Here is a 21,210-nt window from a genome sequence, read left to right on the forward strand (position 1 = left end):
CGTGCAAGGGCAGTAACGACTACAGCAATTACGCTTCTCCACCGAATCCAGGCATATTTCAATAGGATAACCCCATGGAAACCGCCCAACCGATTCTCCTGGCATTTATCGGCAGCTTGGCAGCCGGGTTGCTCACTGCGGTTGGGGCACTGCCAGCCTTGTTTGGCAAGGTACCTGGCCGCGCTTTCCGCGACCTGGCGCTGGGCTTCGCGGCCGGGGTGATGTTATCCGCGTCCTTTTTCTCCCTGATCATCCCGTCCCTGGAAGCATCGGAGCTGCTTTACGGTGGCACTACGCTGCCAGCCATCATTGCTTGCCTTTCGATTTTGACGGGTATTGGAGTGATTGCCCTGCTGAATGAACGGCTTCCCCACGAACACTTCCAGCAGGGACGCGAAGGGCCCGAGGCAGCTTCACTTCGCCGAGTGTGGTTATTCATCATCGCCATCACGATCCATAATCTGCCGGAAGGGCTTGCTGTCGGCGTTGGCTTCGGTGCCGGCGGCTACGAACAAGGATTGCCGCTGGCGATCGGGATAGGCCTTCAAAACATGCCGGAAGGACTGGCGGTGGCCATTTCTCTGTTGGGTGAAGGCTACTCCCGATGGAAAGCGTGGATGATCGCCGCCTTGACAGGTCTGGTCGAACCCGTTGGTGGCTTGCTGGGAGCGAGTATCGTGAGCATCTCCCAACCGCTTCTACCTTGGGGTTTGGCTTTTGCCGCCGGGGCCATGCTCTACGTTATCAGTCACGAAATCATTCCCGAGACCCACCGCAACGGCCACCAGAACAAGGCGACGCTCGGTCTTTCGATCGGTTTGGTTATCATGCTATTTCTCGATGTTTCTCTTGGGTGACGCGCAGCCACTCCCTTTCTCCCCAAAGGCCAACGCAATACCTGAACTGGGCAGCGTCGCTTGCGAAAAACAAAGTGAGGATAATGCATGGGACATCATCACGAGCACCACCTCCCCATCGATGCCACCTCCGGTGACCGGCGCGTGACCCTATCCATCTGGGCCAACGGGCTATTGACCGTGGCTCAGGTTGTCGGCGGCATTCTGTCGGGCAGCCTCGCCTTGATCGCGGATGCGCTACATAACTTCTCTGACATGGCGGCACTTATCATTGCGTTTGCCGCCCGCAAGATAGCCAGGCGACCCGCAGACGCGAAGATGACTTTCGGCTATGGCCGCATCGAGATTGTTGCGGCGCTGATCAATTACACCACGTTGATTCTCGTTGGCACCTACCTGATTTACGAAGGCATCATGCGCATGATCGATCCGCCGGAGATTCAGGGCTGGGCGATCGTTATCATCGGTGGCGTGGCGCTGGCCGTCGATACGCTTACCGCATTTCTCACTTGGTCGATGCAGAAACATAGCGTTAATATTCGAGCCCTTTTTCTGCACAACCTGTCCGATGCGTTTGCGTCGATCGCCGTGATCGCAGGGGGGGCACTGATCCTGTTATACGATGTACGCTGGGTCGATCCAGCGATTACGATCGGCATTGCGCTATACATTCTCTATCTCGCCTTTACCGAGATTAGCGGCCCTATTCGCACATTGATGCTGGGCTCGCCGCCCGATATCGATGGGCAGGCGGTCATTGACCTGATGCGCGATGTCGATGATGTAAAGGATGTTCATCACGTTCACCTATGGCAAATGCAGGAGAACACCGCCGCCCTTGACTGCCACGTGGTGATCACAGAGGCTGGCTGGCAGCATCTTGAAGCAATCAAGGCGGATATCAAAACGCGCCTAAAAGAACACTTCGGTATTGAGCACTCCAGCCTAGAGTTTGAGCATATCGACTACCCCCATGAAAATGTCAAACTCTATGGGCACTGGTAATTTTACAAACTTGGCCTCACCAGGCCCGGCTTGTAATTATTTTCAGCGCGCGAGGGGTTGCCTGCAAAAAACCATAATCAAAGACTCGCCCGACAAGTCGGCCCACCACCCCATGCCGAGGGTTTGATTATTTGGTGGAAGGCCGATTCATCGTGCGAGGGGTTAGCTGTTTACAGCTGTTGCTGCGTCGGGCGGATGATCAGTTCGTTGACGTCGACATCGGCGGGTTGCTCGATGGCAAAGGCGATGGCACGCGCAATCGCATCGGCATCGATCGCCATCTCGTAGAGCTCGTTGACACCCTGCGCCGTCTTGTCATCACTGATGGTGGTGGTCAGCTCGGTGGCTATTGCCCCCGGGGAGATATTGGTCGAGCGAATCTCGCCGTTGGATTCCTGGCGCAGTCCTTCGGAAAGCGCCTTGACCGCAAACTTCGTCGCACAGTAAATCGCCGCGGCGGGAAACACCACATGCCCCGCCACGGAAGACAGGTTGATCACATGGCCGGAATGCTGGTCGCGCATGGTCGGCAGCACAGCAGCAATGCCGTACATCACGCCCTTGATGTTGACATCGACCATCTGCTCCCACTCGTCAACCTTGAGACGGTTGAGCGGTGACAGCGGCATCACGCCAGCATTGTTGATCAGCACATCGATACGTCCGTAGGTATCCCTTGCCGCCTGGGCCAAGTCTTCGACCTGCTCGCGCTTGGTGACGTCGGTCACCCGGTAGATCGCATCACCGCCCTGCTCATTGATCTGATCGGTCAGGGCTTTCAAGCGCTCTTCACGGCGTGCGGCGAGTACCAGCTTGGCACCACCCTTGGCCAAACGGTGTGCGGTAGCTTCGCCCAGGCCGCTGCTGGCACCGGTGATAATGACGACTTTTGCGTTGATCTCGGACATGAAATCTCCTTACAGAAATGAAATGTAGTGCGTGAATGTTAAAAGACGTTGACCTGAAACTCAGGTATCGCTCAAGAAGGGATAGTCGGTATAACCGTGCTCATCGCCTCCGTAGAAGGTGCTGTCGTCCCAGTCGTTGAGCGGGGCATTGCGTCGGAAACGTTCGGGCAGGTCGGGGTTGGCAATGAAAGGCCGCCCGAAGGTCACCAGGTCGGTCTTGCCGGCAGTGATACGTTCCCGAGCTTCGTCGGCAGTGTAGTTGCCATTGGCAATGTAGGTGCGCGAAAAGACTGCCTGAATGGCTTCGATGACGCTTTCGGGACGGCCGTTCGCATGATTGCCCTGGAAGGAGTCTTCCACCACTTCGATGAAGGCGATGCCAAGCGCATCCAGCTTCTTGGCGAAGGCAGCGAATGTTTCCTCGGGGTTATCGTCCTGCATGGCGTTGAAGCTTCCGGTGGGCGACACCCTCACACCGACACGCTCGACGCCCCACACATCGACCACTGCCCGCACGACTTCCAGCGGCAGGCGCAGGCGATTTTCGAGTGAACCGCCGTAGTCGTCATCGCGCTGGTTGCTGCCGCTGCGCAGGAACTGATCAAGCAGATAGCCGTTGGCGCAATGCACCTCCACCCCATCGAAACCGGCCTGCTTGGCATTTTCCGCGCCTTTACGGTACTGGGCGACGATATCGGGCATTTCCTCAGTTGTCAGTGCGCGAGGGGTGGGGATATCCACCATACCCGAATCAGCGCTGATAAAGGTCTTGGCGCCTTCCGGCTTGATTGCCGAAGGGGCGACCGGCAGGGCATTGTCGGGCTGAAGCTCAGGATGAGAAATGCGCCCCACGTGCCACAGTTGCAAGTAGATGCGCCCGCCTGCCGCGTGAACTGCCGAGGTTACCTGGCGCCAGCCTTCAATCTGAGCTTGTGAATGAATGCCCGGCGTGAAGGCGTAACCCTTGCCCTGGGGCGAGACCTGGGTTGCCTCAGCGATGATCAAGCCGGCGCTTGCCCGCTGGCGATAGTATTCAGCATTCATGGCAGTGGGCACATCACCGGGCTGGGCGGCACGCGAACGCGTCAAGGGCGACATCAATACCCGGTTGGGCAGCTCTAGATCGCCTAGCTTGAGCGGCTGAAACAATACGTCTGGTGTTGCCATGAAAGCCTCCTTGAGGTGGTTCATGAATCATTTATGTTAGACCAGTCTACTAGAGAGTAGACGATAAACGGTGCCTACCCAAACCCTTCAGGAACCAGGAATGGGTATTTAACGAAGCTGAGCTGTGAGCCTTCAACGAAGGAACAATGTCAGGGTTTTAACAGCTGGCTGAACAGAATATCTTCAAAACGCTGCATGGGCGTCACCGACTTGAGTGTCTTGGCACGCAGGATGGCGCCTTCCCAGCCGGCTAAAATGAAACTTGCCAGGTCGTGGGTATCGATATCAACGGCGATCTCACCGACGACCTGGGCGTCGTTCAAGCAAGTTACCAGGCGATGTTCCCAACGCTGAAAGACTTTATCCAGGGTGTCGCGAAACACATCGCTTTGTCCGGCCAGCTCCTGGCCCAGGTTACCGATCAGACACCCCCGCGCATGGTCGCAAGTGAGCATGTCAGCGCGCCCGGCAGCAAAATAGCGCCGCAGCCGTTCCAGCGGCGTTACCGAGGTATCTTCCAACAGCTGCGCCAAGGCTTCATCGTATGCCTCGGCAAAGCTTACGATCACCGCCAGACCGAAATCTTCCTTGCTGGAAAAATAATGGTAGAAGGACCCCTTGGGCACACCGCTCGCCTTGAGCACGGCATTGATGCCGGTGGCGTTGTAGCCGTGCTGAGCAATCAACTCAGCACCTGCCTCGATCAACCTGTCACGAGTGGCGGTCTGCTTCATGCCTGCTGGTTTCATGCCTGTCTGTTTTGTGGCTGTCTTTTCCATAGCTTCAAAGTAGACCAGTCAGTCTAGCCCTGTCAAGAAACGCATCCCGTCAAGAACAGAAATCCGCGGCAGTAGCTTACATCCCCGCTTTGGCCGCTCGAGCCGTGTGGAGCTTTTTGTAGCTTTCGACCAGACGCAGATGGCGATCAAGGCCTTCCAACTGCATATTGGTCGGGGTCAGGCCGTGGAAACGCACCTCACCGCTTACCGAGCCCACCACGGCAGCCATGGTGTCTTGGCCAAACATGCGCTGGAAGCTGTGCAGGTAGTCTTCGAGCATCAGATCATCATCCAGAGCGATTTCCAGCACCGCGTTGACCGCCTGATAGAACAGGCCGCGCTCGACGGTGTTGTCGTTGTACTGCAGGAACATCTGCACACAGTCCAACGCCTCTTCGTGGCGCTGGAGTGCCAGGTAGACAAGCAGCTTGAGTTCCAAAATGGTGAGCTGCCCCCAGACGGTGTTTTCATCGAACTCGATCCCGAGCAAGGTGATGATATCGGCATGGTCGTCCATCTGGCTGTCTTCCAGGCGCGCGACCAGCTCGGCCAGCTGGTCGTCATCCAGGCCATGCATGTTGAGAATGTCCTCGCGGTACTCCAGCGACTTGTTGGTGTTATCCCAGATCAGTTCCTCCACGGGATACACTTCCGAATAGCCCGGCACCAGAATGCGGCACACCGGCGCGCCGAGGTCTTCATGCACCGCCATATAGACTTCGGCCCCCAGCTCCTCGAAGATGCCCAGCAGTGTCGCGGCTTCTTGCTCGTTGGTGCCGGAGAAATCCCATTCGCAGAACTCGAAGTCCGGCTTGGCACTGAAGAAACGCCAGGAAACCACACCCACCGAGTCGATAAAGTGCTCGACGAAGTTGTTCGGCTCGGCGACCGTCTGGGAATTGAAGGTAGGTAACGGCAGGTCGTTCAGGCCCTCGAAGCTGCGGCCCTGGAGCAGCTCGGTCAGGCTGCGCTCCAATGCCACTTCGAAGCTGGGGTGCGCACCGAATGAGGCAAACACGCCGCCGGTGCGCGGGTTCATCAAGGTGACGCACATCACCGGGAACTGCCCGCCCATGGAGGCATCCTTGACCAGCACCGGGAAGCCCTGGGCTTCCAGGGCGTTAATGCCTTCGACAATGCTCGGGTACTTCGCCAGCACTTCTTGCGGCACGTCCGGCAGCGTCAGTTCCTGCTCGAGAATCTCGCGCTTCACCGCCCGCTCGAAAATTTCCGAGAGACACTGTACCTGCGCTTCCACCAGCGTATTGCCGGCGCTCATGCCGTTACTCAGGAACAGGTTCTCGATCAGGTTCGACGGAAAGTAGATCGTTTCCCCATCCGACTGGCGCACAAACGGCAGCGAGACGATGCCGCGATCGGTACGACCGGAATTGGTGTCGATCAAGTGCGAGCCGCCCAGCTCACCGTCGGGGTTGTAGATCTCCAAACAGTGCTCATCGAGAATTTCTTCGGGCAGCTCGTCGTTGGGCCCCGGCTGGAACCACTTTTCATCGGGGTAATGAACAAAGGCGTTGCCCGCAATCTCTTCCCCGAAAAACTGATCGTTATAGAAGAAGTTACAGCTCAGCCGCTCGATAAACTCGCCCAGCGCCGAGCACAGCGCGCTCTCCTTGGTCGCCCCCTTGCCATTGGTGAAACACAGGGGAGAGGCCGCATCGCGGATATGCAGCGACCATACATGGGGCACGATATTGCGCCAGGAGGCGATCTCGATCTTCATGCCCAGATCCGCCAGAATCCCGCTCATGTTGGCGATGGTCTGCTCCAGCGGGAGGTCCTTGCCTTCAATGTAGGTACTGCCGCCTTCCGGTGCGCCCATCAGCAGCGCCTGGGCGTCTTCGTCGATGTTCTCGACCGTTTCGATCTGGAACTCGGGGTTGGTTTGCACCACTTTCTTGACCGTGCAGCGGTCGATGGAACGCAGAATGCCTTCGCGGTCCTTGGCGGAGATATCCTCCGGCAGCTCGACCTGAATCTTGAAAATCTGCTTGTAGCGGTTTTCTGGGTCAACGATGTTATTCTGGGAAAGGCGGATATTCTCGGTGGGAATATCGCGGGCGTTGCAGTACACCTTCACGAAATAAGCGGCGCACATGGCCGAGGACGCCAGGAAGTAGTCGAAGGGGCCGGGTGCCGAGCCGTCGCCCTTGTAGCGGATGGGCTGGTCCGAGATAACGCTGAAGTCGTCGAACTTGGCCTCCAGCCGGAGGTTGTCGAGGTAATTGACTTTGATTTCCATGAGCGGGGGTCCGGATAGAGAAATGGGTCTAGGCCATAGGCTGATTGGCGGCCATTATCCAGTTTTTAGCCCACTGCGTCTTGGGGAAGCGTTGCACTCAGGTTATCAAGAGGCGGATAAATGGACGGTGAATAGCTTAATCATGCACTTGCCATGCGCCACGGCATGAATCATCCACCCATTTGCACATTGTTTACACGCTTATTGCCCAATCGCTGCGCGCCGATCGGCGATGCTAGCATGCTGTCGATACTCGTGTAGACACGCCTCAGGCTAATCAACTACGCCAACCGCAAGCACTGCGGATGATTCTAGAAACCTCGTGCCAGGCGCGTTTCATGATTCCCATGGCGGTTTCGATGGGTTTCGGTATGTTGTTCGCTACCGTGATCCTGCTGGTACTGGCGTCCTGCCTGTATCTGAGGCTGGAAATTTCCGGGAGCGCCTAGGGCGTTCTCTTCAAATAAAGGAGCCATGTCCTGATGGCAAGGCCTTCTTTTCGATGGGCTATCTCGCCCCTCGGGCTCAAGCTGTTCGTGATCATTCTGAGCGTCAATGTGGCGATTTCCGCCGCGGTGTTCCTTGCGGTGTCTCACAGCATCGACCGCGGCTTTCTGGATTATCTGAACCAGGCACAGCAGCGCCGTGCGGAAACCTTGGCCGAAGGGCTGGTAGAACAGTGGAGCCAGCACGGCGACTGGGAGTGGCTGGCCCGTTCTCCCGAGCGCTGGCCGCTATTGGTACGTCAAGCGTTGGCCGCGGAGCGCCGCCGCCGACCGTCTCCCTTGGGAGAAGCTCATGACTTCGTGCTGCGCGCCCCCGAGGGCGCTTTCGTGATTCCGCCTCAAGAAGAAGACCCCGACGCCGCCGCTGACTGGCACTGGTTGCCGTTGAGCGACCGCAATGCCGTCATCGGAGAATTGGGCTATCGGCCACCGCAACAGATGATGGAACGCATGGAGCGCGGCTTTCTCGCGCGCCAACAGCGTAACCTGATGATTATTCTAGCTTCATTGGGTGTCGCTTCGCTGTTGCTCGCCGGGGGGCTTTCCTGGTGGCTGGGGCGGCGCACCCGAGCACTAGCCTTGGCGACTCGCCGGTTGACGGAAGGCGATTACAACACTCGCCTGAAAGGCGGCGGCCGCGATGAGCTGGCGCGCCTGGCACAGGATTTTAATGTCCTGGCAGCCACCTTGAAAGCCAACCGTGAAGCCCGCGCTCGCTGGGTATCGGATACCGCCCATGAATTGCGTACCCCCCTTGCCGTCTTGCGCGGTGAAATCGAAGCCATGCAGGACGGGATTCGCCCGCTAGACCAGGAAAACCTGGGCTCTTTGGCGCAGGAAGTCAGCCAACTCGAACGCCTGGTGACCGACCTGCGCCTGCTTTCGCAGAGCGATGCCGGTGCCCTGGAAACGCAACTGGCGCCCTTGGATCTCAGCCACAGCCTCAAGACCCGCCTGCTCGACGCCCATGGCTGGCTGACCGACAGCGGCCTGACTCTCAGCACCGAGATTGCCCCCAAGGTAATGATTCGGGGTGACAGCCAACGCCTGCGCCAGTTATGGAACAACCTGCTGGACAATAGCTGCGCCTATACCTCACCGCCCGGCATTTTGAAAGTGAGCCTGCACCGCAAGGCGGACCAGGCGGTGGTGACCTGGCAAGACAGCACTCCCGGCGTTCCCGAACGGGAACTCGACCGCCTGACGGAGCGCCTTTACCGGGTGGAAGGTTCACGGAGTCGCGCCAGTGGCGGCAGCGGCCTGGGGCTTTCGATTGCCAGTGCCCTGGTAAAGGCCCATGGCGGCACCATGGTCGCCTCGACCTCCGCCCTTGGCGGGCTGTGCTGGACACTGACATTTCCTCTTCTGACGGATAAAACCCAATGACATCAAATGCAACCGATCATCTGCTGATCGTCGAAGACGAACCCAAGATTGCTCGCCTGGTGACGGACTACCTGGAAAGCAATGGCTTTGCCACCCATCACCTAAACCATGGCGACCTGGTACTGCCCTGGCTGGAAGAGACCGTTACTTCTCCTTCACTGGTGTTATTGGATCTGATGCTGCCGGGCACCGACGGCCTGACATTGTGCCGGGAAATTCGCCAGCGTAGGCCGAATATCGCCATCATCATGCTCACCGCCAAGGTGGAAGAAGTCGACCGGCTGCTGGGCCTGGAACTGGGCGCTGACGACTACATCTGCAAGCCGTTCAGCCCACGAGAAGTCGTGGCCCGCGTCAAGGCCGTGCTGCGTCGCAGCCAGGCGATTCAGGATGCTCCCGTCGCCCTGGCCTCCCAGGCATTGCTGTCTCTCGACGAAGACGGCTGGCGAGCACTTGCCAATGGCCAGGACATCGCCCTGACCGCCGTGGAGTTTCAGTTATTGAAAGTATTGATGCAGGCGCCCGGGCGCATCTTCAGTCGCGAACAGCTGATGGATCACATGTACCGTGACCACCGTATCGTGTCCGAGCGTACCGTCGACAGCCACATCAAGAAGCTGCGCAAGAAAATCAACGAAGCCTTGCCCGAACATGACATCATTCGTTCGGTCTATAGCGTCGGTTACAAGTATCAACCCGAAGGCTAGAACACCTGCTGATTGAGGAAGGCGATACCTGCATCCACCGCGTTGCCCCGGGTCAAGAAGCTGGTGATGTGGCCGCGAAAATGCTGCAGATAAAGTTCGCTTTCCACACCGTTGGCCTTCAGTTCATCATAGAAATCCGTGGCGTGATCCACCGGTACCAGCCGGTCCCAGGTGCCATGAAAGAGAAAGAACGGCGGCGCTTGCGGGGTAATATGCCGAGCGGGAGATGCCAAGTAATACGCTTCGGGTTCCTCGGCACGGGTACCGCCGATGAATTCAACCACTAGGCGCCCATCGGCGAACTTGAACAGGTCACTGGGCAAACCGCCGGCAACCACGGCCGCCAGACGCGTATGCTCGCCGCCATAAGGCTCGGCCAAGGGGCCTTCGGCACCGGTAAGTGCCAGCAGGCTTACCAGATGCGCCCCGGACGAAAATCCCACCCCGACGATACGCTGCGTATCCACCCGCCACGCATCAGCCTGTGAATGCAGCCACGCCATGGCTTGCTGGAGGTCATGGAGTGGTTTGGGAAATTTATATTCGGGTGCCTTGCGGTGTTCGATATTGATCACCACATAGCCTTGCTCAGCCAGCTTTCGTGCGATGCTCCGCATATCTTCAGGATCCCGGTTCTGCCAGCCGCCGCCGTGCACCACCAGGGCGGCGGGCCGTAAGGCGTCCCCTGGCGTTTCGGGCAGATAGACATTCGCTTCAAGGGGTTCCGGCCAGTCGCTGGGAGTATAGGTTTGTCCTTCTAGGCGTTTGAAATTTAACGAATCTCTTCCTGCGTCAGCGATCGTCGCGGCCGGTTCGCCTTGGCTGGCCAGATGCGTTCCCCCGCACCCGGCGATCATCAAGGCAACCCCTCCCGTCAGTATTAAATACAGCCACTTTTTCACCTGAGCGCTCCCTTGAACGGTAGAAGTCACGGTAGTAGATGTAACAGTAGACGTCATGATTGTTGCACAGTATCTGCAATGACCTTGCACAGCGCCCGATGATACTGCAGTTGTCCACTCACAAGGAGAGCTCACATGACCACTCAACATATCAGCAAGTTTTTGGCGCCCGCCCTTTTCGCACTGGCCATCGCCCCTTTCACCTTGACCGCGCAGGCCGGCCAGGACGACGACAAGACAGAGCGCGGTTATGGACGCATGCAGCTCCATGAGGAAAACCGCCAAGCGCTACATGAGCGCGCCGGGCTCGATGAAGAGACCCGCGCAGAACTCACCAGCACCCATGAAGAATATCGCGCCGCCATGCGTGAATTACGCGACCAGCACCGCGAACGCATGGATGAAATCCTCGACGAAGACGAACAACAGGCCTTGCACGATGCCATGCAGGAAATGCGGGCGGAAATGCGCGAAAAGGTCCGGGATAGCCATGACCCTCGTGGTGAGCGCAATAGCGACTAACGCTTATCGATAAATCCATGGATAGCCCATAGTTAACTTGAAACGCCCGGCCCTGCCGGGCGTTTCTACGTTCGGCTTGCGCAAAACACGACTTGAAGCACCGGGGGAAAGCGGGTATTTTATTTGAACGTTCATTTAAAATAAACTCTCCAAGACCCTTCCCTAACGACAGGAGTTAGCCCTGCATGGCGCATGACAACCCCGTCCAGGCCCCTCGTGACCGGCTGAATCCCGTGGTTTTCCATGGCAGCGTCGCCGGTATTGTTGTGTTTCTGGCACTCACTATGTTGTTCACCGAACAGGCGGGAGCATTCTTTGATGCTGGCCTGGCCTGGGTCAGCAAAACCTTCGGCTGGTACTACATGCTGGCCATCGTAGCCTACCTGATGTTCGTGATACTGATCGGCGTTTCGCGCTATGGCAGCATTCGCCTCGGGCCGGATCATTCGCGCCCCGAATTTTCGCTGCTTTCTTGGTCGGCGATGCTGTTTGCCGCCGGTATCGGTATCGACCTTCTGTTCTTCAGTGTCGCCGAGCCTGTGGCCCACTATCTGGCGCCGCCGGACCTTACACCGGAAAGCCAGGCGGCGATGCGTAACGCCGTCGTCCAGACCTACCTGCACTGGGGAGTTTCCGGTTGGGGCCTGTATGTGTTGATGGGGATGGCCCTGGCCTACTTCAGCTACCGCCATCGTCTACCCCTGGCGATTCGCAGTGCGCTCTATCCGCTGCTAGGCAAGCGCATTCACGGCCCAATCGGTAATGCCGTGGATATCACAGCGGTGATTTCCACCGTTTTCGGTATCGCGACCAGCCTGGGTATCGGCGTGATGCAGCTCAACTACGGCCTGGCGTACATGTTCGATGTGCCGGAAAGCTTGAGCGTGCAGATCATCCTGATTGCCTTGGTGGTGATTCTAGCCACCATCTCGGTGGTAAGCGGGGTTGAAAAAGGCATTCGACGCCTGTCCGAGTTCAACATGCTACTCGCCCTGGCGCTGATGCTGTTCGTGCTGTTTCAGGGCAACACCTTGGCATTGCTGGATAAACTGGTGCTCAATGCCGGGGATTACTTGTCCGGCTTCGTGGGCAAAAGCTTCGACACCTACGCCTTTGCCGGTGAGGAAGCCCAGGAATGGAAGATGTGGTGGACGATCTTCTTCTGGGGCTGGTGGATTGCCTGGACGCCGTTCGTCGGCCTGTTCCTGGCACGTATTTCGCGCGGACGTACCATTCGTGAATTCGTCGCCGGTGCCTTGTTCATTCCATTGGCGTTCATGATGGTATGGATGTCGGTATTCGGTAATAGCGGGATAGACCTCGTTGCCAACCAGGGTGTCGTCGAGCTGGGTGTTCAAGCGCTGAACACGCCGCAAACCACGATGTATACCCTGCTGGAATATTATCCGTTCGTTTCCATTACCGCTGCCGTGGTAACGGTGCTGGGGATCGTGTTCTTCATTACCTCGGCGGACTCCGGTGCCCTGGTACTGGCTAACTTCACTTCCATTCTGAGTGACGTGAACCATGATGCCCCGGTAAGGTTGCGTATTTTCTGGTCGGTCATCATCGGGCTTATCACCATTGCGCTGCTGATGGCGGGCGGTCTGGCCGCGCTACAAAGTGCGGTGGTGATCACGGCATTGCCTTTTTCGCTGGTGATCTTTGCGATCATGGTGGGCATGGTCAAGGCGCTGAAGCTCGAAGGCAGCAAGGTCGATGCTCGGCGCCAGATTGCCGGTAGCGCCCCGGGAGGCGACTGGCGTGAGCGTCTGGACCGCGCCCTGGATACCTCCAACCGCGCCGGTGCCGCCGCGACGATAGAGCATTCGATTCGCCCGGCCATGACGCAGTTTGCCCAGGAGCTTGAAAGCCGTGGCCAGACGGCCAACGTCACCGAAGAGCATGCGGAGGGAGAATCACTTCCCAACCTAACGCTACAGGTCGATTTTGGCGATGCCACCAGCTTTGTGTATCAGGTTTGCCCGCATCGCATGCGCACCCCGAGTTTCATTCCGGCGGATGACGACTACTATGTGCGCCTCGATGTCTACCTTGCCGAAGGTGGCCAGGATAAAGACCTGAACGGCTATACACGTGGTCAGGTGATTGGCGATCTGGTAGCTGAGTATGAGCGCCACCTGCACTTCTTGGCCTTGGCCGGTCAGCAGGGCAATATCCAGGCCATGCCTGGCACCATCGGCGAACCGCCGGAGGACGCTACCCAAGGCTGAACGTCAGTAGGTACTTTTTATCTGTAACACTTTTATCATTAGCCATTTTTAGTGGTTCCTCTTTCCCCAGCCTGCAGGCTGGGGTTTTTTATGTGCCATGCTCCTTGGGTTCAAGCCGCAAGATTTTGTGTTCAATGAGCACGCCGATTAAGCTTTAGCCTTCTTAACTTATTTCTTGCTGGTTTATTTTCTTCGGCCACGACCCGGATCGCCTATCGATTGAAAGCTCAGGAGCCACTCATGTCGTTCGATGCCAATTTATGGACGGTGTTCATCGCCGCCATGATCACCGCCCTGGCCACCGGCATCGGGGCGCTGCCCTTTTTGTTCGTCAAGCAGTTCAGCAGGTATTGGCTCAGCCTGTTCAATGCGACCGCTGCCGGTCTGATGCTGGCCGCCAGCCATAGTCTGCTGGTGGAAGGGGCCAATAATGACCCTTGGTTGACCATGCTGGGTATGGTCGTGGGGCTGGTACTGATCAATGTATCCGATATGTGGATTTCTCGGCGCGGCGCCCCGGACATCAGTGACCTGCATGGGGCCAACGCCCGCAAGGCCTTGTTGATACTGGGGGTGATGACCATCCATTCCTTTGCCGAAGGCGTGGGGGTCGGAGTGTCGTATGGCGGCGGTGAGTCGCTGGGGATGTTCATTACTACCGCCATTGCAGTACACAATATTCCCGAGGGGTTGGCGATCAGCCTGGTGTTGATACCGCGCGGCATGTCGGTATGGAAGGCGGGGGGCTGGAGCATTTTTACCAGCTTGCCGCAGCCGTTGATGGCGGTACCGGCGTTTCTGTTCGTCACCCTGTTTGCCCCGTTCCTGCCGTTCGGGCTGGGGCTGGCCGCCGGGGCGATGATCTGGATGGTGTTTGCCGAATTGGTGCCGGATGCCATGCAGGACGCGTCCAGCACAGCCGTGGCCACCATGGTGACGCTGGCCTTTGTGCTGATGTTCGGCTTCCAATACCTGATCCATTAAAGAGGCTGGAAGCTCTGTCATACCTTGGCCGCCTTGCGAGCCACCTGGGGTGGGCGTAGCGTATCGGCTCCTTTCGCTAAGGCACGGTGGCAATGTCACGCAGAATCAAGACCCCCAGAACCAAGACCCCCAGTTACCTCTTTCCTCTTCCCGGCCGGGCATTGTTCAATGCCTGGCGCGAAGGCTACAGCCTGGCCGCCTTCAAACGTGATCTCATGGCCGGGTTGACCATCGGCATTGTCGCCGTGCCGCTTTCCATGGCGCTGGCAATCGCCACCGGGGTCCCGCCACAGCACGGCCTCTACACCGCTATCGTGGCCGGTGCCGTTATCGCCTTGACCGGTGGCTCACGCTTCAACATTTCCGGCCCCACCGCCGCCTTCGTGGTGATTCTGTTTCCGATCGTGGCCAATCACGGCATCGGGGGACTGCTGATCGCCACGCTAATGGCGGGTCTGATCCTCGTCGCTCTGGGTCTGGCGCGGCTGGGCAGCCTGATCCAGTTCGTCCCCTACCCGGTGGTATTAGGCTTTACCGCCGGGATCGGGGTGGTGATCGCCCTGTTGCAGGTGCCTGATTTTCTGGGCCTGACTGGAGTGGCGCTTGGCGACAGCACGCCGCACAACGCCGTCGCCATTGTTCAGGCCCTGCCGAGTATCGCTCCGGCGGAGCTGGGCATCGGGCTGATCACTCTGGCGACCTTGCTGCTATGGCCCCACCTGAATACCGCCGTGCCCGCGCCGTTGGTCGGCTTGGCCGTGGGAACCCTGGCGGCGGCCTTGCTCATGGCGTTAGGCGGCGACGTGGATACCATCGCCTCGCGCTTCACCTGGGTGCTCGAAGGCCAAAGCGGTAGCGGCATTCCGCCTTTTGCGCCGAGCCTGGTGGCACCCTGGCACTTGCCGGGAGCCGATGGCACGCCTCTCAGCGTGAATTTCGAGTTGATTCGTGAACTGCTCGGCCCGGCCCTGGCGATTGCCTTGTTGGCCGCCATTGAATCGTTGCTTTGCGCCGTGGTGGCGGACGGCCTGACGCGTACGCGACACGACCCCAATGCCGAGTTGCTGGGCCAAGGTATCGGCAATATCGTCGTACCCTTCTTCGGCGGCATCACGGCCACGGCGGCGCTTGCGCGCACCGCCACCAACATCAAGAGCGGGGCTTTTTCGCCGGTAGCGGCGTTGGTGCATTCTCTCGTGGTATTGCTGGCGGTGGTGGCGCTGGCAGGCATCCTGGGGTTGGTGCCCATGGCAGCGCTGGCGGCACTTTTGTTCATCATTGCCTGGAACATGAGCGAAGCGCGCCATTTCGTCCACACCTTGAAAACTGCTCCGCTCGCTGACGTCCTGGTATTGGTGATCTGCTTCGGCCTGACGGTCATTTTCGACATGGTGCTGGCCGTCGCCGTGGGCATGGGCCTGGCCGCCGCCCTATTCATTCGGCGCATGGCACAACTCACTCATACCCGCCGCCTGAATAGCCCGGAAGATCAGGCCACCTATCACCTGCCCGCCAAGGTGACGCTTTACAAGATATCGGGGCCTCTATTCTTCGGTGCCGCGGAAAAAGCCATGGCCTCGCTGCGTATCGTCGATCATGGCGTGAATGTGGTCATGCTCGACATGCAGGACGTCCCCAGCCTTGATGCCACCGCCATTGTGGCACTGGATGGATTACGACAGGAGTTACACGACCAGCAGGTAGGGGTGATTTTCATCGGCCTGCCCGCGCGCATGGTGGTCAAGTTGAAGCGTGCAGGAATCAAGCGTGAAGCCGGAAAACTGGCGGTGGTCTCCAACATTGAGCAGGCTCGGCGCCTGGCGAACCGTTGGCTGGAAACGCAGCCTCAGCAATCATGAGTTTGATGCATGGCGCTCGAAAGCTGCCAGCTGGGTCGGCTGGCCAAGATGCGAATGCCATTCCCCGACGCCGCCGAAACGCACGCGATAACCGTTACGCCGCGCCACACCCTGAGCCCAATCGCGGAAGCGGTCGCGGGACCATTCGAATTTGTGGTCGGGATCACGGAACTCGCCGTCTTCCAAGTCGAACAACGGGTTGTATTCACTGTTGGGGGTGGTCATGACTAGGTAACCGGGGCGTAACCCACCGAAAACCACCTGCTCCACAGCGGATAAACGCTCTGGAGGGATGTGCTCGATGGTTTCCACCATGGCCGCGCCAGCGAACCCGGTGAGCGCGGGGTGATGTTCGGTATAAGAACCGCATACCAGCTCCAGACGCCCCTGGCGTGCCTGCGGCAGCCTACCCAGACGAAACTGGGCTTGAGCCAGCAGTTCGCCGCTCAACTCCAAGCCTACCAATTTCTCGAACTGAGGCTGATGGAGTAGATATTGCAAGAGCCCACCCGAACCGCAGCCCAAATCCAGTACTTTGCGAGCACCGCTGTCACGCAGCCGCTCCACCACATGAAGAAGCCGCTGTTGGTGTAAATCCGGCGCTTCGATATCGCTCATGATCCGCCTTGTGTTGGGCAAAGCCGCCATGATGCAGCAAAGTTTCGCTGTCTTATAGCGAGAAAGAGCAAAAAATGGGCGGGATAAGGCACGAAAAATAGTGCGTGGGGAATAAAAGCTCCGCTCGGGCACTGGCGTATTTTAATAAACGTCCCGAACGTTTCTAACCAGAGACATGCACGCTTCTCCAAGCCCCCATAGCCGCCAAGGTACGCTCCGCAGTTTCAAATAACTGTTGCAAGGCAGCGTCTATTTGAAATTGATTCTCTTCCTTAGCTAGAAGCTCCACGATTTTGGCTTGCTGGGCCAGACGTGCGCCCCCCAAGCTTGCCGATTCACCGCGTAGCTGGTGTGCCAGGCGACCAATTTCTCGAATTGGCGATGCGCGACTCGAGGGTTCTTCTACGGCGTACTTATCGGCTGTTTTCTCAGTTTCTGACAGGGCCATTAAATCAGCGATATAATGACTTATATGCTGATGATGCAGTTCCACCAATTGAGCCACTCCTTGGACACCCAGCATGGCATTCAGATTTTCCAGGATCGCGATATCCAGCAACGGCGCCAAATCCGCAGAGTCATACCAGCACAGTCGTTGCGGTGGCGAAAGCTGGGTTTCCAGTTGCTGGGAAAGCAGTTCGCTAAGGGCCGTCAACGATAATGGTTTGGTGATATACCCGTTCATGCCCGCAGCAAGACAACGAGCACGATCATCATCATAGCCACCAGCGGTCATGGCGACGATAGGTACATCCTTCAGCCAGCCGGTTTGAGCACGCAATTGACGTGTTGTTTCAATCCCATCCATGTCCGGTAACTGGATATCCATGAAAATTAGCGCTACCTGCTGATTGTCCACACAGGTCAAGGCTTCGTTGCCAGTGCCCGCACATATTACCTTGCAGCCCAAATACTCCAGCATGCCCACCGCTACTTTTTGATTGACCGGATTATCCTCCACCAACAACAGGGTTACTCCGTCGAAATGGTGCTGGGCAGGGACAAGGGCACCAAGTGACGATTCCGGTCCTGCTTTCACCAACGGTAGCTTCAACAAGAACTCACTCCCTTGGTCGGGAGTACTTTCCACCTCTATTTGGCCCTGCATGGCAACCACCAGACGCTTGCATATCGCCAAGCCCAAACCGGTACCGCCATAGCGCCGAGTCACGCTGTTATCTGCCTGTTGGAAGGGTTCAAACAAGCGGGCCTGTTGCGATGGGGTCAAACCGCAACCGGTATCACTGACGCTTATATGCAAGCCACTATCGCGGGTAAAGACACTTACCTGAATACTTCCGTGCCCAGTGAATTTGATGGCGTTAGCAATCAAATTGAGCAGAATTTGGCGCAACCGTCTGGCATCCATCAGTATCCATTCGGGAAGCTCGGGATCAAACGTTACCCTCAAGGCAACTCCCTTGGCCTGTGCCTTGGGATCAAACAATGCGACCACGCTCTTCACTAATGGCTTGATTTCGGTAGGGCTGGTTTCAAGTATCAGATGTCCGGCTTCAATCTTGGAGAAATCGAGAATTTCATTGATCAGTTCCAGCAGCTGGCTGGCACTCTCATGGATCGTATGCGCGTAGTCACTGACATTTTCAGCCTTAATCGGCGCCAGGAGTAATTCGCTCATTCCGATCACGCCATTGAGTGGCGTACGCACCTCATGACTGACCATGGCCAAAAAGTCGGATTTGGCACGACTGGCTGCTTGGGCTTGATGAGCCGTTATTTTCAATTTATGGCTCAAAAGCTCCTGCTCATGCCTAGCGTTTGTACTTTCACGCATTTCTCGCACCAGGAAGATCACCACTAACAGCGCTGCCAAGCTCATTGCCATAATCAAGCTAAGCAAGAGGCTGTATAAGATATTCAGTTGGTTACGCGCTCGGGTGGTTGCTTCCGCCAAATGACCATTGAATGCAATCACAAAACGTTCGGTCAAATGCGCCAATGCTTTAAGTCGATCTTCCAGCTCACGCAAATGCGGCGTATCAAAGGAAGCGGTTGGAGTAATCAGCGGGTCCAGCGCATCCAATGTCTGCTGGATCTGGGGAATCAAGTGCTGACCGGCGGGAATGCTTTGCCACAACTCCCTGATTTCTCCATTAGTCAGTAGGTTGATGCGGCTATAAAGTAATTCGAAGCGTAAATTAAGCTCTTGTTTTTCCGCGTCTTCGAGTGGGGCCGGCAAAGTACCCAAGAGATAATTAAGTAGCTGAACCGTATCTCGGTCCAGCTTGTACGCCACCCATGCAGTGTCTTCTCTCAGGCTGCGTGTCAGCCCGTCCTGACGCCAGGCGACTAGGGACGCCACCACCAAGGCAGCTGCAAACAACACAACGGCAATAATCGCGACGCTTTTCAAACGCCGCGGATAACGCAACACCTGGGGAGCATTCATGGGAGAATGCTTAGCGAACATGAATATGCATTACCTGCCACACCGAACGAAAACGAAACGTTTCGCCGAGCAGTTCTACATGGTCATCAAAGGGATACAGCACCCAGAGCGGCCCGTATTCGCGAATCGGCATGATTTCACCATCACGATGTATGGCTAACAGGACATCGTAGTTATGCAGATCGGCAATCGGGAGAGTAGCCTCGTAATCGTTAAGAGCCCTTACGTAAATGTCTTCTCCTTCAGCGCCAAGCGTTTCAAGCAAGTCACGCAGCAACGGACCGCTGTAATAACCGGACGTTTCCGTCCATGGAGTTCTCGTTTCAAAGCCGTGAGAAGGCATTGCTTCCAACATGGCAAGATCGAACTGAGCTTCATCTCCCACGTTGGTTACCGCAATATCGCCACTTATCGTCAAGATGGCCGAGCCGATGGGCGGTGGCAAGATAAGCTTGTCTTCGGCGTAAAGCGATGCCCAAGGAATCACGCTTCCCACCACCATGACCCATCCCAACACTATATTTTTCACGTAGCTGCCCCTTATAGTCTAACGACTTGACACTTTGTTGTTCGGCATAAAAAAGATGGCGCAAGAATACGCCATCTTATGGTCAAGGTCAGGTCATCCAACAAATTTCAGGCTTTACTATCTGATTCAGTTTTTCTTCAACGACTGCTTTGCCTTCCAATTTTCTTTCAAATTTTCACATAATCGATACGAACGAGATCCTTATAGGCATGCCAGCTGGCATGACCCAGTATCGGAAGCACCAACGCCAGGCCGATATAAAAAGTAAGCACGCCCACCAGAACACAGCCAGTCAGAATCGCCGCCCACAAGAGCATGGGACGGAAATTCTTCGACACAGCACGTCCGCTGGCTTCGATGCCTTCCATGAAGGTGAGGTCCTGGTCCATGAGGGTAGGAATCGCCACCACACTGATGGTAAAAGCCCCAAATGCCAGCACCCCTCCTGCCGCTGTACCCACAGCCAACATGCTTAGCCCTTCAGGCGTGGTTAAAAGAGAGGTATACAGCGCTTCGGGGCTGGGCACTTCAAAGCCGAAAAACAAGGCAAATAATAACGTCGCCAAGCGAATCCAGGCCATGAAGAAGATCATCATCATCACGCCCATCATCGCCAGCTGTCCGGCATGGGCTCTCCAGCTACCGAAGGCATCCCCCAAGTGAGCCGGCCGGCCTTGCTCAAGGGCACGGCTGATTCCATAAGAACCTACCGCAACCAATGGCCCGAGAAACATGAAGCCCGCAATCAACGGCAACAGCCAATGCCAATAACCCAGGGTGAAGGCACCTACGGTAATCGCGATGCTCCACCCAACCCAAAACATCCCATATGACAGACTGACTGCCATGGCACGCCGGAAATCTTCGAAACCGGCGGCCAACCAAGCTCTCGGTCTTTCCATTCCTATCTTGTTAATCGAAATTTGCACCCTGTAGGAGGTGTCCGGGTAGGCTTGTTTTTTTGTCGTGGCCTCACTCATGGCATGGCTCCTGTGGTTCACCCTTAAACCGTTAATTCCGACATAATGTCGTAATGCCAGTTTAATGTAGCCGAGTTACCCACCCTCTGTCCGCAAACACCATTAAACGATACAAAAAATCCACCAGAGTGGCTTTTAGCATCGATTTAAATCGTTCAACGCACAATCATCACTGAAATCTTGGAGTGATGTACCACATGCTCGGCATTAGGCCCCAGCACATAATCGATAAACTTACGCTTATTGTGCGAGGCCATGACGATCAAATCTGCATCCAATTTCTTCCCGGCCTTGATGATCGCCTCCCACGGCGAACCATCGACGATCACGCTCTGTACCTTGATATCCTCCGGCACATGTTGCTGGATGAATTCATGCTGTGCTTGCGAGATCGCTTCATGCGCCTTCTCGGAAAAACCTTCAGGAAAATAGGAGCCCACCATGGGCATTCGGTAGTCCGGTAATGCCGTGACAATATGTAACGAGGCCCCAAAGGTCTTGCACAACGTCAGTGCCGTGGGCAACGCCTTCTCCCATGAGCTTTCCTCGTTGATATCCACTGGCAACAGGATTTTCTTGTACATGGTATCTCCCTCC

At 56.8% G+C, this 21,210-nt stretch carries 19 protein-coding genes; 9 read left to right on the top strand and 10 right to left on the bottom strand.

Annotated features, from left to right (window positions below; all coding sequences use genetic code 11):
* The first annotated feature begins 74 nt into the window (after window positions 1–74).
* Both LG290_RS13570 and LG290_RS13575 read left to right on the top strand, forming a co-directional pair.
* Window positions 75–857, top strand: coding sequence for a ZIP family metal transporter (locus LG290_RS13570; RefSeq protein WP_499835255.1), 783 nt, complete (start codon window positions 75–77; stop codon window positions 855–857).
* A gap of 87 nt (window positions 858–944) precedes the next feature.
* Window positions 945–1,862: a cation diffusion facilitator family transporter gene (locus LG290_RS13575; protein ID WP_499835256.1), complete on the top strand. Its 918-nt coding sequence runs from the start codon at window positions 945–947 to the stop codon at window positions 1,860–1,862.
* A 170-nt stretch (window positions 1,863–2,032) separates the two neighbouring features.
* Here LG290_RS13575 and LG290_RS13580 read toward each other — a convergent pair whose 3' ends face one another.
* The 4 genes from LG290_RS13580 to LG290_RS13595 form a co-directional block, all read right to left on the bottom strand.
* Entirely contained in the window at window positions 2,033–2,770 is a 738-nt protein-coding gene (locus LG290_RS13580; protein WP_499835257.1) for an SDR family oxidoreductase, read from the bottom strand.
* Window positions 2,771–2,830: 60 nt separating this feature from the next.
* Window positions 2,831–3,937, bottom strand: coding sequence for an alkene reductase (locus LG290_RS13585; RefSeq protein WP_499835258.1), 1,107 nt, complete (start codon window positions 3,935–3,937; stop codon window positions 2,831–2,833).
* Between the two features lie 149 nt (window positions 3,938–4,086).
* Window positions 4,087–4,671, bottom strand: a complete 585-nt coding sequence (locus tag LG290_RS13590; protein ID WP_499835259.1) for a TetR/AcrR family transcriptional regulator — start codon at window positions 4,669–4,671, stop codon at window positions 4,087–4,089.
* Between the two features lie 121 nt (window positions 4,672–4,792).
* Complete coding sequence (locus LG290_RS13595; RefSeq protein ID WP_499835260.1) at window positions 4,793–6,976, bottom strand: OsmC domain/YcaO domain-containing protein; 2,184 nt, start codon at window positions 6,974–6,976, stop codon at window positions 4,793–4,795.
* A gap of 305 nt (window positions 6,977–7,281) precedes the next feature.
* Between LG290_RS13595 and LG290_RS13600 the strand changes: the two genes are divergently transcribed.
* The 3 genes from LG290_RS13600 to LG290_RS13610 are packed head-to-tail and all read left to right on the top strand — an operon-like array spanning window position 7,282 to window position 9,575.
* Window positions 7,282–7,425, top strand: coding sequence for a hypothetical protein (locus LG290_RS13600; RefSeq protein WP_499835261.1), 144 nt, complete (start codon window positions 7,282–7,284; stop codon window positions 7,423–7,425).
* Window positions 7,426–7,458: 33 nt separating this feature from the next.
* Window positions 7,459–8,868, top strand: coding sequence for an ATP-binding protein (locus LG290_RS13605; RefSeq protein WP_499835262.1), 1,410 nt, complete (start codon window positions 7,459–7,461; stop codon window positions 8,866–8,868).
* Window positions 8,865–9,575: a response regulator gene (locus LG290_RS13610; RefSeq protein WP_499835263.1), complete on the top strand. Its 711-nt coding sequence runs from the start codon at window positions 8,865–8,867 to the stop codon at window positions 9,573–9,575. Before LG290_RS13605 ends, LG290_RS13610 begins: the two co-directional genes overlap by 4 nt.
* Here LG290_RS13610 and LG290_RS13615 read toward each other — a convergent pair.
* Window positions 9,572–10,432, bottom strand: coding sequence for an alpha/beta hydrolase fold domain-containing protein (locus tag LG290_RS13615; protein WP_499837110.1), 861 nt, complete (start codon window positions 10,430–10,432; stop codon window positions 9,572–9,574). The two genes, LG290_RS13610 and LG290_RS13615, sit on opposite strands and share 4 nt — an antisense overlap.
* Window positions 10,433–10,612: 180 nt before the next feature.
* Between LG290_RS13615 and LG290_RS13620 the strand changes: the two genes are divergently transcribed.
* From LG290_RS13620 to dauA, 4 genes are all read left to right on the top strand, one after another.
* Window positions 10,613–10,999, top strand: coding sequence for a hypothetical protein (locus tag LG290_RS13620; RefSeq protein WP_499835264.1), 387 nt, complete (start codon window positions 10,613–10,615; stop codon window positions 10,997–10,999).
* A gap of 185 nt (window positions 11,000–11,184) precedes the next feature.
* The gene (gene betT, locus LG290_RS13625) at window positions 11,185–13,233 is read left to right on the top strand and encodes a choline BCCT transporter BetT (RefSeq protein ID WP_499835265.1); all 2,049 of its coding nucleotides are present in this window, start codon (window positions 11,185–11,187) and stop codon (window positions 13,231–13,233) included.
* Window positions 13,234–13,473: 240 nt separating this feature from the next.
* The gene (locus LG290_RS13630) at window positions 13,474–14,217 is read left to right on the top strand and encodes a ZIP family metal transporter (protein ID WP_499835266.1); all 744 of its coding nucleotides are present in this window, start codon (window positions 13,474–13,476) and stop codon (window positions 14,215–14,217) included.
* Window positions 14,218–14,309: 92 nt separating this feature from the next.
* A complete protein-coding gene (gene dauA, locus LG290_RS13635; protein ID WP_499835267.1) occupies window positions 14,310–16,076 on the top strand; it encodes a C4-dicarboxylic acid transporter DauA in 1,767 nt (588 codons plus the stop codon).
* On the opposite strand, the gene LG290_RS13640 is transcribed toward dauA, so the two are convergent.
* The 5 genes from LG290_RS13640 to LG290_RS13660 form a co-directional block, all read right to left on the bottom strand.
* A complete protein-coding gene (locus LG290_RS13640) occupies window positions 16,071–16,694 on the bottom strand; it encodes a methyltransferase domain-containing protein (protein ID WP_499835268.1) in 624 nt (207 codons plus the stop codon). The genes dauA and LG290_RS13640 overlap by 6 nt on opposite strands.
* 163 nt (window positions 16,695–16,857) lie before the next feature.
* Window positions 16,858–19,125: an ATP-binding protein gene (locus tag LG290_RS13645; RefSeq protein WP_499835269.1), complete on the bottom strand. Its 2,268-nt coding sequence runs from the start codon at window positions 19,123–19,125 to the stop codon at window positions 16,858–16,860.
* Window positions 19,115–19,633, bottom strand: coding sequence for a putative pterin-binding protein (locus LG290_RS13650; protein WP_499835270.1), 519 nt, complete (start codon window positions 19,631–19,633; stop codon window positions 19,115–19,117). Before LG290_RS13650 ends, LG290_RS13645 begins: the two co-directional genes overlap by 11 nt.
* Window positions 19,634–19,800: 167 nt before the next feature.
* Window positions 19,801–20,613, bottom strand: coding sequence for a DUF2189 domain-containing protein (locus tag LG290_RS13655; RefSeq protein WP_499835271.1), 813 nt, complete (start codon window positions 20,611–20,613; stop codon window positions 19,801–19,803).
* A gap of 155 nt (window positions 20,614–20,768) precedes the next feature.
* Complete coding sequence (locus LG290_RS13660) at window positions 20,769–21,197, bottom strand: universal stress protein (RefSeq protein WP_160419135.1); 429 nt, start codon at window positions 21,195–21,197, stop codon at window positions 20,769–20,771.
* Window positions 21,198–21,210 lie beyond the last annotated feature (13 nt).

It is taken from the genome of Halomonas sediminis (assembly GCF_044871105.1).
In the GTDB taxonomy this organism is placed as follows: Bacteria; Pseudomonadota; Gammaproteobacteria; order Pseudomonadales; family Halomonadaceae; genus Vreelandella; species Vreelandella zhuhanensis.